Genomic DNA, 14,582 nt, shown 5'->3' with positions numbered 1-14,582 from the left:
CTCCCTCGACGGGTCACCACTCGTTCGGGGGACAAACCTCGCCTTGACGTGAGTAGACCAGTCTGTCTAGCATCAAAGCCGAACTAGACAGATCTGTTCAATCATCGAGGGAGCAGCCATGCCCGTCCCCCCGGCCAGCGAGGCCGTTGCCAGCCGAAGGCGCTCGACCAGGCCCGCACCTCCCGGTGCCCCCGGCTCCGCCGTCGCGGGCACCGGGCGGGGCGCCGACGTCGAGCGCGGCCGGCACCTCGGCCCCACCGCCGCGCTGATCCTGCTCGCCTCGATCGTCGTGTCCCTGCTCGCCGCCTCCAGCGCCCCGACCCCGCTCTACGCGGTGTACCAGGGGGACTGGGGCTTCTCGCCGATCACCACCACCGTCATCTTCGGGGTCTACGCGGTGGCGGTGCTGGTGTCGCTGCTGGTCTTCGGCAAGATCTCCGACCACATAGGCCGTAAGCCCGTGCTGTTCGTCGCGCTCGCCGCGCAGGCGGCCGCGATGGTGGTGTTCGCCACCGCCGGCGGGGTCGATGTCCTGATGGCCGGCCGGGTGGTCCAGGGCGTCGCGACGGGCGCCGCGCTCGGCGCGATAGGCGCCGGCCTGCTCGACATCGACCGGATCAAGGGCTCGGTCGCCAACTCCTTCGCGCCCCCGATCGGCACCGCGGTGGGCTCCCTCGCCTCCGGGCTGGTGGTGCGGTTCCTGCCCGCGCCGACCCACCTCGTCTACTACCTGCTGCTCGGCATCTTCGTCCTCCAGGCGCTCGGCGTGACCGCACTCCGGGAGCCGGTGACGCGCAAGCGGGGCGCGCTGGCCAGCATGGTGCCCGAGATCAAGCTGCCCCGCGCCGCCCGCGGTTCGATCGCCGTCGCCGCGCCCGTGCTCGTCGCCGTCTGGTCACTGCCTGGGTTCTACGGCTCGCTCGGCCCGGCGATCACCAGTCGCCTGGTGCACTCCGACTCGGTGGTCTACGGCGGGCTGGGCCTGTTCGTACTGGCCGGCGCCGCCGCGCTGTCCGTGCCGCTGCTGCGCGAGACGCCGACCCGCACGGTGATGGTGACCGGTGTGAGTACCCTGATCGTCGGGCTCGCCGTCACCGTGCTGTGCATCGGTTCGGGCGCTGGCGGCACCGCTTCCGCGGTTGGCTTCTTCGCCGGCACCGCGGTGGCCGGGTTCGGCTTCGGTGCTGGTTTCCAGGGCGCCATACGCCTGGTGATCCCGCTGGTGCAGCCGCACGAACGGGCCGGTGTGCTCTCGCTGTTGTACGTGATCTCCTACCTCGGCATGGGCGTGCCCGCGGTGATCGCCGGCGTGCTGGTCGTCCACGGCGGCGGTCTGCTGGACACCGTGCGGGAGTACGGCGCCGCGGTGATCGTGCTGGCCGCGGCGGCGCTCGCCGGGCTGCTGCTCGGCCGCCGCACCCCCCAGGCGGTGCGCGAGAGTTAGCGGGTGGCCGGTGGCCGGTGGCCGGTGCCAGCGCCGGAGCCGGTGTCGGGTGCCGGCGCCGGTGGGGCCCGTGGTGGTCGGGTGGGGCCGGGGCCGGGCCGAATCCGCGATTCCGGGCGGTATCTCCGATACGGTGCCCGCGTTACAATAGACAGGGTTGTCTGAGAGGTGATCGGGATGGTGCAAAGGGCCACGCCGGGGGTGCCGGCGAAGGCGTCCGGGGCGCCGAAGCTCTCCGCACGGGAGCGCCTGCTCCTGGCTGCCGACGAGTTGTTCTACGCCGAGGGTGTGCAGTCGGTCGGCATCGATCGCGTCATCGAGCACGCCGGCGTGGCCAAGGCGTCCCTCTACAACTGCTACGGCAGCAAGGAAGCTCTGGTCCGCGCCTACCTGGACCACCGGCGCGAGCGGAACGTCGACCGGATCACCCGGGCGCTGACCCGGTTCCGCACCCCGCGCGAGCGGCTGCTCGGCATGTTCGACGCGCAGGGCGAGCTGATCACCTCGCCGGATTACAACGGGTGCGCGTTCGTCGCGGCCACCGCCGAGGCGCCGCGCGGCAGCTCCGTCGAGCAGGCGTCGGACGAGTACCGCGCCTGGATGCGGGGGTTGTTCGTCGAGCTCGCCGCCGAGGTGGGAGTCGCCGATCCGGAGGGCCTCGCCCGCCAGTTGCACCTCCTCTATGACGGTGCCACCCACAGCTCCCGGATGGACCACGACCCCACGGCCGCGTCCGTGGCCCGCGAGGCCGCCGCCGTGCTGGTGGACACGGCGCCGATGGCACCGGCCGAGGACGCGGATACGAGTGCGGCAGATACCGCAGCCGCCGCAAATATCGCAAAACATGCGATTGAGGTGGATTCGGGGCGTGTTCGACCCGCTGTGCGTGGGTAGAGGGACAAAGAACCGCCAATGCGGGCAAACCGTCACGGCGTCGGGTGGCCATAAGGCTGCCAGGAGTTTTACTCTGAGTAAGGATGCGGCAGCTTCGGAATGGAGAACCGAAGGACATCCGGCGTCAGAAGCGACTGCACTTGCGAAAGGGAGGTGGCTTACATGGCCACCGATTCGACTCATTCGCCGACTTCTCCGTCGACGCGCTCCACCATCGAGGAACACCCGGACATCATGTCCCTGCGGGATCGGTATGCCGCGGTGTCGGACAAGCCGATGGCCGGCCTGATCGAAGGTCTGTGCCTCCTCACCGGTCTGTACCTGGCCATCTCGCCGTGGGTGGTGGGCTTCACCGGCCTTACCAGCCTGAAGGTCACCAACCTTGTAGTGGGTATCGCACTGGCCGTGTTGGCCATGGGGTTCGGCTCCGTGCTGGAGCGGACCCACGGACTCGGCTGGGTCGCGATCGCGATCGGCGCATGGACGATTGCGGCTCCGTGGGCGGTGTCGGGACACGCCGACATCCACAAGGCGATCGTGAGCAACGCGATTGTCGGTGGTGTTGCCTGCCTGCTTGGCCTGGCCACGATGGGCCTGGGCCTGATGAAGCGGAGGGGCCGTACTGACGGGCTGAGGCGCGAGAGGGCATCAAGCTAGGACCAGCACACCGAAGAAAAACGCGGGCGACTCCTCCGTGCACCGGAGGGGCCGCCCACGTGTGTGTTCGTGGTGAGTCGGCAAGGCAGGTCGGGAGGCCGAGTCGGCGGGCAGGCTGCCGGGTCGGCCGTCGGGTCGGCCGTCGGGCCAGCCGCCGCGCAGGCCGTCAAGTCGGCTCGCGGTCAAGGTGCGTTGAGTTGCCGACCGGTCAGCCCAGGCCGTCAGTCCAGGCCGTCAGTCCACCGCCGTCAGTCCACCCCGGTCGGTCAGTCCAGGCCGTGCTGCTGGGCGTAGCGCGTGGCGGCCGCGCGGTCCCGGGAGTTGGTCTTGGCGAAGATCCGGTTGATGTGGGTCTTGATGGTGTTGCCGCTGAGGAAGAGCTCGCGGGCGATCTCGGCGTTGTTCCGGCCGCGCGCGATCAGCGTCAGGATCTCGGCCTCGCGCCGGGTCAGCCCGTCCGGGAGCCCGGTGCGATGCACCGACCCGGCACCGGAGTTCGCGCCGGAAGCCGCCACATCGCCGACCGTGTCCCTGCCGCCGGTGTCCGCCCGATCGGGTTCCGCGGCGGCCAGCAGCGTCGCCTGCACCTGCGGGTGCAGCACCGTCAGGCCGGCGGTGGCGCTGCGCAGCGTCTGGGCGATGTGCAGCCGGTCCGCGTCCTTGGTGAGGTAGCTGCGCGCGCCGGCCCGGAGCGTCTCCAGCACCGACCGGTCGTCCGCATAGGTGGTGAGCACCACGATCGCCACGTCCGGGTGTTCGGCGGTGAGCCTGCGGGTCGCCTCGATGCCGTCCATCACCGGCATGCGCAGGTCCAACAGGATCGCGTCCGGCCGCTGTTCGGCGACCACCGCCAGCGCCTGCCGGCCGTCCGCCGCCGAGCCGACCACGTCGATGCCCGGCAGCAGATCCAGCATCAGCACCAGCCCTTCGCGCACGGCGGCCTGGTCGTCCGCAACCACCACGCGCAGTGCGGGTTCTCCGGCCGCCGGGGGAGTGTGGTTCACGCCGCCGCCTGCCCGTTCCGCGGCACGCACGCTGTCACGCGCCACCGGCCGTCTCCCGGCCCCGCGGCGAGGGTGCCGCCGAGCAGCAACAGCCGCTCGCGCATCCCGGTCAGGCCGTAGCCGCCGTCGACGGTGGCGAAGCCGGAAACCCGCCCGGCCGGCGCATCGGCCGAACGGTCGGCGGACACCCCGGCGGACGTATCGGCCGACGCCTCGGCGGACGTATCGGCCGGGCGGGCTTCCGGCAGCGGTTCGGCGGGCGGCGGGGTGCCGCGGCCGAGCGGGTTGGTGAGGGTCAGTGTCACGTCCTGGTCCCCGTAGCGCAGATCGACGGTCACGGGCCGGTGCGGCGCGTGCTTGGCGGCGTTGGTCAGCGACTCCTGCGCGGTGCGCACCAAGGCGAGCGCCTGGTCCGGGGGAAGCGACGCCGCGCCGCCGACCACGGTCAGCGTCACCGTACTCCCGTGCCGTTGCTCGTGGGCGGCCACCATCCGTGCCAACTCCTCGGCGAGCGGCGGGGTGTCGGTGCGCAGGGCGTGCACCGCGCGGCGGGTCTCGGACAGCCCGTCGGAGGCCATCCGCTGTGCGGTGGTGAGTACGTCGATCGCCCGGCCGGTTTCCTGATGGTCGGTCAGCAGGGCGCGGGCGGCCTGGATCTGGATGCCGAGGGCGCCGAGCGAGTGGGCGAGCACGTCGTGGATCTCGCGGGCGATCCGGGTGCGTTCGTCGAGCACGGCGACCCGGCGCTGCTCGGAGCGCAGCCGCTCCGCCTGGGCCAGCAGTGCCTTGTTCTGCTCGGCCTGGACCCGGTAGGCGCGGCGGTTGAAGCCCGCCAGCAGGCCGAAGGCGAGCAGCAGGGGGATGCCCTGCGCGGCCTGCGGGTCCGCGCTGCTGAACAGCAGACCCACCTCGGCGGACAGTGCCCCCGCGCCGAACACGTACCAGCCCTCGGCCCGCCGGATACCGGTGCCCGCGTCGATCGTGGCGATGAAGCCCACGCCCACGAGCGTGGTCGCGCCCGGCTGCACCGCCACCGCGCCGGACATCGACGCGAGCAGCGCCAGCACGGTCGTCCGCTGCGGCGCGGTGCCGCTGTCGCGGATGTTCAGCAGCGCCCACAGTGCGAGCAGCACCCCGGACAGCCCGTACGCGATCGCGACCGCGAGATGTTCCACCGGTCCGTGTGCGTGGTGGCCGAACAGGTCGGCCCCGAACAGGACATAGGCTCCCGCCCGGATCAGCCAGGACACGGAAGTCAGCACCTCAGCACGATAGTCCTGGGCGGGCCCGGGGCCCGAGCCGTGCGCCCGGCCGGTGACCCGCGGCACGCGAAGTGCCGTACGGCGCCGGCACGTGGCCGCGGGAGTGGCCGTCACTGGTACCGTCGCGACGCCCACCGGTCGGTACGGTCGCGGCCGGCGGCGCCGTACCGGTGGGACGAGTCGCTCCGGTCGTAGCCGTCGCCCCGGTCGTAAGTGTCGTAGCCGTTGCCCCCGTTGCCCCGGTCGTACGCGCCGTGAGCGTCGTAACGGTCGCCGTGCGCGTCGTTGCGGCCGTACGGTGCCTGCCGGCCGTACGACGTGTCGTGTCGGTCGGCTCCGTCGCGGCTGCCGTGGCCGCTCTGGCCGGTGAGGCGGGCGCCCAGGTCGGAGAGCTGGTCGGGAGGAAGACCGAGCCGTCCTTCTCGCGGGCGAAGGGGATGCCCGCGGTCAGGGCGCGGCTGGTGATGAGCGCGGCCTGGCCGAGCCGGTTGACGCCCAGCAGCAGCACGATCGGCGCGGTGGAGGCGGCCACATGGGCGCCCAGCGCGCCCGCGAGGACCGTCATGGCCACCCGGGAGCCGATCAGGGCGACCCACAGCAGCAGGCTGCGCGGGGGCATCTGCCCCCACAGGCCGCCTTCGCGGTTCTCCAGCCGCATCATCGCGCCCTGCCCGGCGCCGATCGCCGCCGCGATCACACCACTGGCGACCAGGCACGCCACGTCCACCGGGTGCACGTGGTGCCCGCCGCCGCCCAGCCGGGTCAGCCCGACCACCACCAGGATCGCGGGCAGCAGCAGCACCCGCTTGCCGCGCAGCGACTCGCCGAGCAACTGGCGGCCGATGACGTAGGCCACGATCGCGATCACGGCCAGTACCTCGAGCACGGGGAGCTCCTCCGGTCAGCGGTGGCGGCCCGGTCCGGCCTACCACCAGCGACGTTACGAAGCAGGTCGGGCGCGGGCGTCACACCGCGGGGTGAGCTGCGGGGTGATGTCCGGGGGTGAGGTGCGGGGTGACCGGGTGGCGGGCGGGCGGCGCGGATCACCCCGGGTATCGCCCCGCGCTACGGCGCGCCCGTACCGGTGCGGAGCCGATGCTGTGGGAGTCGGGTCGTACCGCCCGGCGCCCGGCGCTCCAGGGTCCAAGGCCCAAGGGCGCCGCGCCGGCCACGACTTCCGCGCCGGCCACGACCTCCGGCACCTCCACGACTTCCGAACGACCTCCGAGACAGGGAGTCCGCTCATGTCCTCGCTCACCCAAGCCATGGTGATCAACGCCGCCGTCCTCTTCGCCGTCTTGGAGGCGGACCTCGGGCCGCACCGCAAGATCGGCGCCTTCCGCATCCTGCGGCCGCTCCTGATGGCGGGCACGATCGTCCCGCTGTTCATCGCGTCGCCCGCCACCGACGGGTACGGCCTCGGCATGGAACTGGTCGCCGTTGTCGCGGGGGTCGTCGCCGGGCTGTGCGCGGCCAGCTTCACCCACGTCTACACAAGCCCCCGGACCGGAAGGCCGGTCAGCCGTACCGGCGTTGCCTACGCGGGCTTGTGGGTCGCCGTGATCGGCGCTCGCGCGGCTTTCTCGTACGGCTCCGAGCACTGGTTCTCCGCGCAGCTCGGGCACTGGATGATCCACCACCAGGTCACGGTGGACGCGCTCACGGACTCGCTGCTGCTGATGGCGGTGGCGATGACGCTGACCCGTACGCTCACGCTCGCCACGCAGGCGGCGGCCCTGCGGCGGCAGAACCGGAGGCCGGCGGTCGTGGTCTCCGCGTGAGCGGTCGCGGCCGAGGGCCGGTCGTGGCCCGGGAGCGGCGCCGGGACGGGACACAATGTCGGGCATGGACAGGGAAGCGCCGGCCGGCGGTGGGGCCGGGCGGCGCGGTCACATCCGCGCCACCCGTTCCGTCAGTGAGGCGTGCACCCTTTGACGACGAGTGACAACGACGACGCGAACCTGCTGGCCCGCCACTTCGAGGCGTACCGCTCGCACCTGAGAGCGGTCGGCTACCGCATGCTCGGCTCCTTCAGCGAGGCCGACGACGCGGTGCAGGAGACGTGGCTGCGGCTGAACCGTACCGACCCCGACGGCATCGACAACCTCGGCGGCTGGCTCACCACGGTCACCGCGCGGGTCTGCCTCGACATGCTGCGCTCGCGTGTCGCGCGTCGCGAGGATTCCCTGGACACGCACGTGCCCGACCCGCTGGTGAGCGCGGCGGACGCGGCCGACGATCCCGAACAGGAGGCGCTGCTCGCGGATTCGGTCGGCCTGGCGCTGCTCGTCGTGCTGGACACCCTCGCCCCGGCCGAGCGCCTCGCGTTCGTGCTGCACGACATGTTCGCCGTGCCGTTCGACGACATCGCGCCCGTCGTGGGCCGTACGCCGGTCGCCGCCCGGCAACTCGCCAGCCGGGCCCGGCGGCGGGTCCAGGGTGCCGCGGCCACGCCCGATCCCGATCCGGGCCGGCAGCGGGAGGTGGTGAACGCCTTCCTCGCGGCCGCGCGGGACGGCGACTTCGACGCGCTCGTCGCCGTGCTCGACCCCGAGGTCGTGCTGCGTGCGGATGCCGGCGCCGGACGGCACGGGCGCTCCCAGGAGGTGCACGGCGCCGCCGACGTCGCGCGCCAGGCGCTGCTGTTCCGCGGGGCGGGGGCCGCGCCGCGCCCGGTGATCGTCAACGGCGCCCCGGGCACCCTCACGGTGGCGGGCGGCTTCCCGCAGGCGCTGGTGGCCTTCACCGTGCGGAAGTCCCGGATCACCCACATCCATGTGCTCGCCGACCCCGCCCGCCTCGCCGCCCTCGGGCTCCCCGCGGAGTAGGGCCTTTTCTGCGGATCCACGTGGGTCCACGTGGGGCCGCGCTACTCCGGGCTGTTCGGTGTGCCCCGGAGCGCGGAGGCGGTGGCCGCGAGCAGGGACATGCCGGCCGCGGTCGCGAAGACGATGACCAGACCGTGGTGGAAGGGCGAGGAGATGAGGTTCGGGAAGAACTCCTTTCCGGTGAGGACGTCGCGATTGTGCGCGGGCAGCTTCGCCAACGTTCCGGAGGGCTTCAGCAGCGTCTCGACCGGGTTCACCCCGAGGAACGCCGAGAACACCGTGGACACCGGCGGGAGCGTCGCCGCGTGGTGGGCGACTCCCGCCGGAACCCCCTGGGCCCGCAACCCGGCCTGGAGCGTGCTCGGGAGACGGTCGGCGAGCCCGACGATCAGCAGCGAGAAGAAGACGCCGATCGACAGCGACGTCCCCGAGTTCTGGAACGTGGACCGCATCCCGGAGGCCGCCCCGCGGTGCGTCGCGGGCACGCTCGACATGATCGCGGACGTGTTGGGCGCGGAGAACATGCCCGAGCCCATCCCGTTGAGCAGGATGAGCAGCGCGAACGCCCAGTAGGGGAAGTCGATCGGCAGCAGGAGCAGCCCGACGAAGCTGCAACCGAAGAGCAGCAGCCCGCCGGTGGTGAACCAGCGCACTCCGAACCGGTCGGAGAGCGTTCCGGAGACCGGCCCGGCCAGCAGGAACCCCGCGGTCAGCGGCAGCAGGAAGATGCCCGCCCACAGCGGCGCGTCCTCGAAGGCGTAGCCGTGCAGCGGCAGCCAGATGCCCTGGAGCCAGATGATCAGCATGAACTGGAGCCCGCCGCGGGCGATGGAGGCGAGCAGCGCGGCGGCGTTCCCGGCGGCGAAGCTACGGTTGCGGAAGAGCGCGAGGTTGAACATCGGCTGTTTCACCCGGGTCTCGATCAGCCCGAACGCGACCAGGAGTACGGCGCCGCCGATCAGCCCGGTGAGCACCTTGGGGCTGGTCCACCCCATGGTGTGGCTGCCGTAGGGCTGGATGCCGTAGGTGATGGAGACGAGGATCAGCCCGCAGCCCAGCGCGAAGGTGAGGTTGCCCCACCAGTCGATCCGGGCCGGGTTGCGCGCGGAGATCTCCCGCAGCGAGCGGTATGCCCAGATGGTGCCGAAGATGCCGACGGGGACGTTCACCCAGAACACCGCGCGCCAGTCCCACGCGGAGAGCAGCCCGCCGAGCACCAGTCCGATGAACTGCCCGGACAGTGCGGAGATCTGGTTGATGCCGAGCGCCATGCCGCGCTGGCGGGCCGGGAAGGCGTCGGTGAGGATCGCCGCGGAGTTCGCCATCAACATCGCGCCGCCCAGCGCCTGGACGATCCGCCAGCAGATCAGCCACAGCGCGCCGTGCGTGCCGCGCGCGGGGTCGAAGGAGAGCGCGATGGAGGCGAGGGTGAAGATGACGAAGCCGAGGTTGTAGATCTTCACCCGGCCGACGATGTCGCCCAGCCGCCCGAGGCTCACCACGAGCACCGCGGTGACCAGCAGGTAGCCCATGATCATCCACAGCAGGTAGGTGATGTTCCCGGGCGCGAACGGGTCGAGGTGGATACCGCGGAAGATCGCGGGCATCGAGATGATGACGATCGACGCGTCCACCATCGCCATGAACATCCCGAGGCTGGTGTTGGACAGCGCCACCCACTTGTAGCGGTCGGGGCGGTCGCCCGGCGGGCCGGCCGGCTCGGCGGCGACGGTGGCGGCCGTACTGCCGCCGGGCCCGTGCGGCCGACCGCCCCGACCGCCCGGACGGCCCGGCCCGCCGCTGGGACTGCCGCCCGGACCGCCGCTGGGACTGCCGCCCGGACCGCCGTCCGGACCGCCGTCCGGACCGCCGTCGGGGCTCCCGCTGGAACTGCCGGACGGCTGCTCAGACACGTCGGGTGATCCTCTCCAGCAGCGGGATCGCGGCCGCCAGTTGCTCCTGTTCGTGCGCGGTCAGCTCCTCGCCGATGGCGGCGGTGAGCCGGCGGGCTCGTTCGCGGCGGGCGCCGTGCAGGCCGTCGCGGCCGCTGTCGGTGAGCGATACGACGATCCTGCGGCCGTCGTGCGGGTCCTGCGTGCGGGAGACCAGGCCGCGTTCGGCCAGCACCCCGACGATCGTGCACATCGACTGCGGCCTGATCCCCTCGCGCGCGGCCAGTTCCGACGCGGTGGCCGGGCCCTCGCGGTCCAGCAGCACCAGCGCCGAGGTCTGGGACAAGGTCAGTTCGCCGCCCGGCTTGACCGTGCGCAGCCGCCGGATCAGCGGGCCGAGCGCGGCGCGCAGGTCCGTGGCGATCCTTGCCGGGCCGGAGGGTGGTGCCTCGGCGGGGGCCGCGGCCGGTCCTGGACCAGCGGCCGGTCCTGGACCAGCGGCCGGTCCCGGATCCGGGATCGACGTCCGGTCCGGTGCTGGGATCACGGTCGGGGGACCGCCAGTTGATGACATGATCTTCAGTATAAACTGATCAGTCCAGCCTTATGGTATAGGTGACGCTCATGAGTGATTCCCTCCCCGGTACCCCCACCGGTTCGCTGACCGCGACCACCGTCTTCCTCGCCGGTCAGGGCGGCGACCTGATCGAGACGTACCTCGCCCGCCCGGAGGGCGACGCCCGCCGCGGTGGTGTCGTCGTCATCCACCACATGCCCGGATACGACCAGCAGACGAAGGAGATGGTCCGGCGCTTCGCCGAGTTGGGCTACGACGCGGTCTGCCCCAACCTGTACGCGCGTGAGGCCCCCGGTGCCGCTCCCGACGACGCGGCGGCCGTGGCGCGTGCGCAGGGCGGCGTACCCGACGAGCGGCTGATCGGCGACGTGGCCGGTGCCGCCGCGTACCTGCGGGCGCTGCCCACTTCCAACGGCAAGGTCGGTGTCATCGGACACTGCTCGGGCGGCCGCCAGGCCGTGCTCGCCGGCTGCGCCACGGATGTGGACGCGGTGGTGGACTGCTACGGCGCCTTCGTCATCGGTCCGGTGCCCGAGGGCTCCCCGATGAAGGTCACCAGCCTCGTGGACCGGCTCCCCGACCTGAAGGCGCCGCTGCTCGGTCTGTTCGGCGAGGAGGACACCCACCCGGGCCCGGCCGAGGTCGCCGAACTCGGCCGTCTGCTCACCGTGTCGGACAAGTTCTTCGAGTTCCACACCTACCCGGGCGCCGGCCACGGCTTCTTCGCGGTGAACCGCCCCAACTACAACGTCGCCGCGGCGACCGACGGTTGGGAGCAGATCGCGGAGTTCTACGGCCGGTACCTGACCGACGGCGAGAAGGGCTGACCCGACCATGTGCACCTACACCACCGTCAAGGACGTCGTCGACGGCAGCGCCAAGGGGCCGAACGGCTCGTGGTTCCACGTCACCGACGTGACCGTCTACTTCGACCACCCGGTCCACGCGATGGCCGAGCACACCTTGAACGTCGACTTCGCCAACCCGGCCAAGGGGCCTTCCGCCCGGGTCGCGTTGGAGCTGACCGCGGAGTCTGCGCGCAACCTGATCGCCGCGATCCAGGACGCGCTGGCCGCGGTGCCGGCGGAGATGCAGGTCTGAGCCGGTCCCACCCCGCAAGCCGCCCGGGCGCGGGCCCCTTCCCCGCGCCCGGGCCCCGTTCCGTCCTTCCCCCGTTCCCCTTGCTCCCGTTCCTCTTCCGCCCGCTGCGTGCTCGTGCTCCGCACTCCGTGCGGGCGGCCCGACGCGGTCGTCGACGATCTTCCCGTGAAGATTGTCGTGACGCGTGTGGCGTTGCGCCACGGGGCTGTAACAGGCCCTGACATGGGAATGTGCCCATGCCAAGATCGTCATGTCCGCAGGTGGCCGCCCCGTCCGGAGGGCGGGATCGAACCTGTTGCCACTCGGAGCGGACGACAGCGTCGAGAGGGAAAGAAGGACATCATGCGTACCAGGACTGCTCGTTGGGGTCTGTCGACTGCCGTGCTCGTGGCCGCAGGACTGGCGTTGACCGCGTGCGGACCTGACAACGGGAACTCCGCGGACGGCTCCGCCACCACTTCGCCGGTCGCCACGGGTTCCGCACAGCCCACCACCCCGCCCACCGCCGCGAGCGGTCCGGGCTCTTCCCAGGCCGCGACGTCGGGGTCGGGCACCGCCGACAAGTCCGGGGTGAAGTGCACCGACCGGATCGACTACGCGGGCGATCCGCGGTCCAACGCCGAGATCAACAGCATCGGTGAGCGGACCGGCAGTTGCCCGTCGCCGTCCCCCGCCACCGGCAGCGGCGTCGCCAACGCGGGCCACGAGAGCACGATCGTCGGCACCCTGGAGTACCTCGCGCCCGGCAAGCTGCTCGTCAAGCCGCAAGGCGGCGGCACGGACCAGGCGTTCTACGTCTCCGACTCGACGGCGATCCTCGGCGCGGCCGCGATCTGCTCGGGCCCCGACGGCAACGTGACCATCGGAAGTGACGACTACGGCACCACGAAGTGCACCGAGGGCCAACTGGAGAAGGCCGCGAAGATGAGCAGCGTGACCGTCCGCGTCATCATGAACCGCACGTCCGGCAGTGTCGAGACGGTCGCCGAGCGGTACCACCCGTAACTCCCAGGGTCGTAAGCCCCGCCGCCGGCGCCTACTTCGCGTCCAGCCTGGCCAGGTCGCGCAACGCGGCCTCCTCCACCGCCGGCAGGTGGTGGGTCCGCGCGAGGCCGAGCGACTCCTCCCAGCACGTACGGGCGGCGGCGCCGTCGCCGCGCGCCAGGTGGGCGCGGCCGAGGACCTCCAGGACGTCCGCCGCGGTGGCGCGGTCGCCGAGCCGGTCGAGCAGGGCGAGCGTCTCCTTGAGCGCGTCGATCGCCTCGGCGGGACGGCCCCGGGTGAGCCGGGTCTTGCCGAGGCTGGTGAGGGTGCGCGCGATGCTGACCATCGAGCCGCGGGTGCGCCAGGCCGCGAGCGCGTCGCGGAAGCACTCCTCGGCGGCCACCGGGTCGCCCGCGTACAGGTGGGTGTCGCCGAGGTTGCCCAGCACCGTGGCCACCCGGTCGAAGTCGCCGAGCGAGCGGTGCAGTTCGAGCGACCGGTGGCCGTACTCCAGCGCGAGGCCGTACTCGCCGGTGCCGCTGTGCAGGGCGGTGAGGTTGGTGAGGATCGCGGCGACCCCGCGCTGGTCGCCGGCCGCCTCGAAGCGCGCGCGGGCGACGTGCAGATGGCCCAGGCTCACGTCGTACCGCTCGGCCATGCCGTGCGCGACGCCGAGTCTGCTGTGCATCCACGCCTGCCCGAGCACGTCGCCGTGCTCGGTGACGCAGGCCATCGCCTCCTCCAGGCAGGCGGTCCACTCGCCGGTCCACCAGTACGCCTGCGCGTAGCCGAACAGCCCGGCCGCGGTGCGCCAGGCGAGCTCCGGCCAGCCGTGCGCGATCGCGGTGGTGATCGACTCCTTGATCGCCGGCAGTTCGCGCACGCACCAGCGCAGCGCTTCCTCGTCGCTGGTGAACTCGGCCGCGGGCAGCACCGGTTGCTCGTCGAGCGGCGGCAACGGGTGCCCCTCGGGGGCGAGTACGGCAAGCGAGGCGGCGACCGTGGCGGCGTACCAGACGGTGATCCGGCGCAGCGCGGAACGGCCTTCCGCCGCGGGGAGTTCGGCGCGCGCGCAGACCGCGGCGTACTCGCCGACCAGGTCGTGGAAGCTGTACCGGCCCGGCTGGGGTGCCTCCAGCAGGTGCGCGTCGACGAGCGCTTCGAGTACGTCGTCGGCGGCGCTCGCGGACTCCCGGCCGAGCAGCGCCGCGGCGGCCGACGGGTCCAGCCCGTGCCCCGGCCAGACCCCCAGCGTCCGGAACGCGCAGGCCGCGGCGCGGTCCGCGGCGAGCGGGCTGTCCCGCATCGCGACGTAGCTCATCGCGAAGGTGTCCTGGACCGCGAGGCCACCGGTGGAAAGGGCGTGCAGCCGGGAGCGGCCCTGGCCGTCGAGGCGTTCGGCGAGCGCGGTCAGCGGCCAGTTGGGGCGGGCCGCCATCCGGGCACCGGCGATCCGCAGCGCCAGCGGCAGCCCGCCGCATGCGGCCAACACCCCTGCGGCCGCGTCGGGTTCGGCCGCCACCCGCTGTCTTCCGCACAGGACGACCAGCAACTCCCGCTGCTCCTCGACGGAGAGCGGCTCCAGCGCCAGCCGCGCGGCGCCGGGCAGTTCGCCGAGGGTGCGCCGGCTGGTGACGATCACCGCGATGTCGCCGCCGCCCGGTAACAGCGGCACCACCTGGGCCGCGTCGCCCGCGTTGTCCAGCATCAGCAGGACGCGCCGGCCGTGCAGCGCGTCGCGCCACAACACCGCCCGGTCGTCCGGGTCCTCGGGCAACGGCTGGCTGTCCGCGCCGAGGTCGCCGAGGAAGCGGGCCAGCAGGTCGGCAGGCTTGCGGGCGCCGCCGGCGCCGAACCCGCGCAGGTCGGCGTAGAGCTGGCCGTCGGGGAACTCGGCCCGCAGCAGGTGCGCGGCGCGGACCGCGAGTGCGGTCTTGCC

14 protein-coding genes are annotated in these 14,582 nt (G+C 72.4%); 8 read left to right on the top strand and 6 right to left on the bottom strand.

The window, feature by feature from the left end:
- Window positions 1–118 precede the first annotated feature (118 nt).
- The 3 genes from AC13HU_RS15175 to AC13HU_RS15165 all read left to right on the top strand — a co-directional run bounded on the left by AC13HU_RS15175 (window position 119) and on the right by AC13HU_RS15165 (window position 2,995).
- Window positions 119–1,444, top strand: a complete 1,326-nt coding sequence (locus AC13HU_RS15175; protein WP_483042384.1) for an MFS transporter — start codon at window positions 119–121, stop codon at window positions 1,442–1,444.
- A 177-nt stretch (window positions 1,445–1,621) separates the two neighbouring features.
- Window positions 1,622–2,338, top strand: a complete 717-nt coding sequence (locus tag AC13HU_RS15170) for a TetR/AcrR family transcriptional regulator (RefSeq protein ID WP_483042383.1) — start codon at window positions 1,622–1,624, stop codon at window positions 2,336–2,338.
- 162 nt (window positions 2,339–2,500) lie between these two features.
- The gene (locus AC13HU_RS15165; protein ID WP_483042382.1) at window positions 2,501–2,995 is read left to right on the top strand and encodes an SPW repeat protein; all 495 of its coding nucleotides are present in this window, start codon (window positions 2,501–2,503) and stop codon (window positions 2,993–2,995) included.
- A 266-nt stretch (window positions 2,996–3,261) separates the two neighbouring features.
- Here the strand turns inward: AC13HU_RS15165 and AC13HU_RS15160 are convergent, their stop codons facing one another.
- The 3 genes from AC13HU_RS15160 to AC13HU_RS15150 are packed head-to-tail and all read right to left on the bottom strand — an operon-like array spanning window position 3,262 to window position 6,147.
- Window positions 3,262–3,999, bottom strand: a complete 738-nt coding sequence (locus tag AC13HU_RS15160; RefSeq protein WP_483042381.1) for a response regulator — start codon at window positions 3,997–3,999, stop codon at window positions 3,262–3,264.
- The gene (locus AC13HU_RS15155) at window positions 3,996–5,261 is read right to left on the bottom strand and encodes a sensor histidine kinase (RefSeq protein ID WP_483042380.1); all 1,266 of its coding nucleotides are present in this window, start codon (window positions 5,259–5,261) and stop codon (window positions 3,996–3,998) included. Before AC13HU_RS15155 ends, AC13HU_RS15160 begins: the two co-directional genes overlap by 4 nt.
- 1 nt (window position 5,262) lies before the next feature.
- Entirely contained in the window at window positions 5,263–6,147 is an 885-nt protein-coding gene (locus AC13HU_RS15150) for a hypothetical protein (RefSeq protein WP_483042379.1), read from the bottom strand.
- A gap of 358 nt (window positions 6,148–6,505) precedes the next feature.
- On the opposite strand from AC13HU_RS15150, the gene AC13HU_RS15145 reads away from it, so the two are divergent.
- Both AC13HU_RS15145 and AC13HU_RS15140 read left to right on the top strand, forming a co-directional pair.
- Window positions 6,506–7,042, top strand: a complete 537-nt coding sequence (locus AC13HU_RS15145; protein WP_483042378.1) for a hypothetical protein — start codon at window positions 6,506–6,508, stop codon at window positions 7,040–7,042.
- 150 nt (window positions 7,043–7,192) lie between these two features.
- Window positions 7,193–8,089, top strand: a complete 897-nt coding sequence (locus AC13HU_RS15140; RefSeq protein WP_483042377.1) for a sigma-70 family RNA polymerase sigma factor — start codon at window positions 7,193–7,195, stop codon at window positions 8,087–8,089.
- Between the two features lie 41 nt (window positions 8,090–8,130).
- On the opposite strand, the gene AC13HU_RS15135 is transcribed toward AC13HU_RS15140, so the two are convergent.
- Both AC13HU_RS15135 and AC13HU_RS15130 read right to left on the bottom strand, forming a co-directional pair.
- Complete coding sequence (locus AC13HU_RS15135; protein WP_483042385.1) at window positions 8,131–9,738, bottom strand: MFS transporter; 1,608 nt, start codon at window positions 9,736–9,738, stop codon at window positions 8,131–8,133.
- A gap of 256 nt (window positions 9,739–9,994) precedes the next feature.
- Window positions 9,995–10,555 carry a MarR family winged helix-turn-helix transcriptional regulator gene (locus tag AC13HU_RS15130; RefSeq protein WP_483042376.1) on the bottom strand — a complete coding sequence of 187 codons (561 nt, stop codon included), beginning with the start codon at window positions 10,553–10,555 and terminating at the stop codon, window positions 9,995–9,997.
- A 50-nt stretch (window positions 10,556–10,605) separates the two neighbouring features.
- Between AC13HU_RS15130 and AC13HU_RS15125 the strand changes: the two genes are divergently transcribed.
- The 3 genes from AC13HU_RS15125 to AC13HU_RS15115 all read left to right on the top strand — a co-directional run bounded on the left by AC13HU_RS15125 (window position 10,606) and on the right by AC13HU_RS15115 (window position 12,664).
- Complete coding sequence (locus tag AC13HU_RS15125) at window positions 10,606–11,385, top strand: dienelactone hydrolase family protein (RefSeq protein WP_483042375.1); 780 nt, start codon at window positions 10,606–10,608, stop codon at window positions 11,383–11,385.
- 7 nt (window positions 11,386–11,392) lie between these two features.
- Window positions 11,393–11,659: a DUF6295 family protein gene (locus AC13HU_RS15120; RefSeq protein WP_483042374.1), complete on the top strand. Its 267-nt coding sequence runs from the start codon at window positions 11,393–11,395 to the stop codon at window positions 11,657–11,659.
- A gap of 342 nt (window positions 11,660–12,001) precedes the next feature.
- On the top strand, window positions 12,002–12,664 hold the full coding sequence (locus AC13HU_RS15115) for a hypothetical protein (protein WP_483042373.1): 663 nt from the start codon (window positions 12,002–12,004) through the stop codon (window positions 12,662–12,664).
- A 31-nt stretch (window positions 12,665–12,695) separates the two neighbouring features.
- Here the strand turns inward: AC13HU_RS15115 and AC13HU_RS15110 are convergent.
- A partial coding sequence (locus tag AC13HU_RS15110; protein ID WP_483042372.1) for an ATP-binding protein occupies window positions 12,696–14,582 on the bottom strand: 1,887 nt, incomplete at its 5' end.

It is taken from the genome of Streptomyces sp. NH27, assembly GCF_056859195.1.
This window is presented reverse-complemented; position numbering and strand designations above follow the sequence as displayed.

Coding starts and splice junctions, on each gene's coding strand:
- AC13HU_RS15145 (WP_483042378.1), top strand. CDS start 6,506: ATGTCCTCGCTCACCCAAGCCATGGTGATCAACGCCGCCGTCCTCTTC.
- AC13HU_RS15170 (WP_483042383.1), top strand. CDS start 1,622: ATGGTGCAAAGGGCCACGCCGGGGGTGCCGGCGAAGGCGTCCGGGGCG.
- AC13HU_RS15135 (WP_483042385.1), bottom strand. CDS start 9,738: ATGTTCATGGCGATGGTGGACGCGTCGATCGTCATCATCTCGATGCCC.
- AC13HU_RS15125 (WP_483042375.1), top strand. CDS start 10,606: ATGAGTGATTCCCTCCCCGGTACCCCCACCGGTTCGCTGACCGCGACC.
- AC13HU_RS15130 (WP_483042376.1), bottom strand. CDS start 10,555: ATGTCATCAACTGGCGGTCCCCCGACCGTGATCCCAGCACCGGACCGG.
- AC13HU_RS15165 (WP_483042382.1), top strand. CDS start 2,501: ATGGCCACCGATTCGACTCATTCGCCGACTTCTCCGTCGACGCGCTCC.
- AC13HU_RS15175 (WP_483042384.1), top strand. CDS start 119: ATGCCCGTCCCCCCGGCCAGCGAGGCCGTTGCCAGCCGAAGGCGCTCG.
- AC13HU_RS15120 (WP_483042374.1), top strand. CDS start 11,393: ATGTGCACCTACACCACCGTCAAGGACGTCGTCGACGGCAGCGCCAAG.
- AC13HU_RS15115 (WP_483042373.1), top strand. CDS start 12,002: ATGCGTACCAGGACTGCTCGTTGGGGTCTGTCGACTGCCGTGCTCGTG.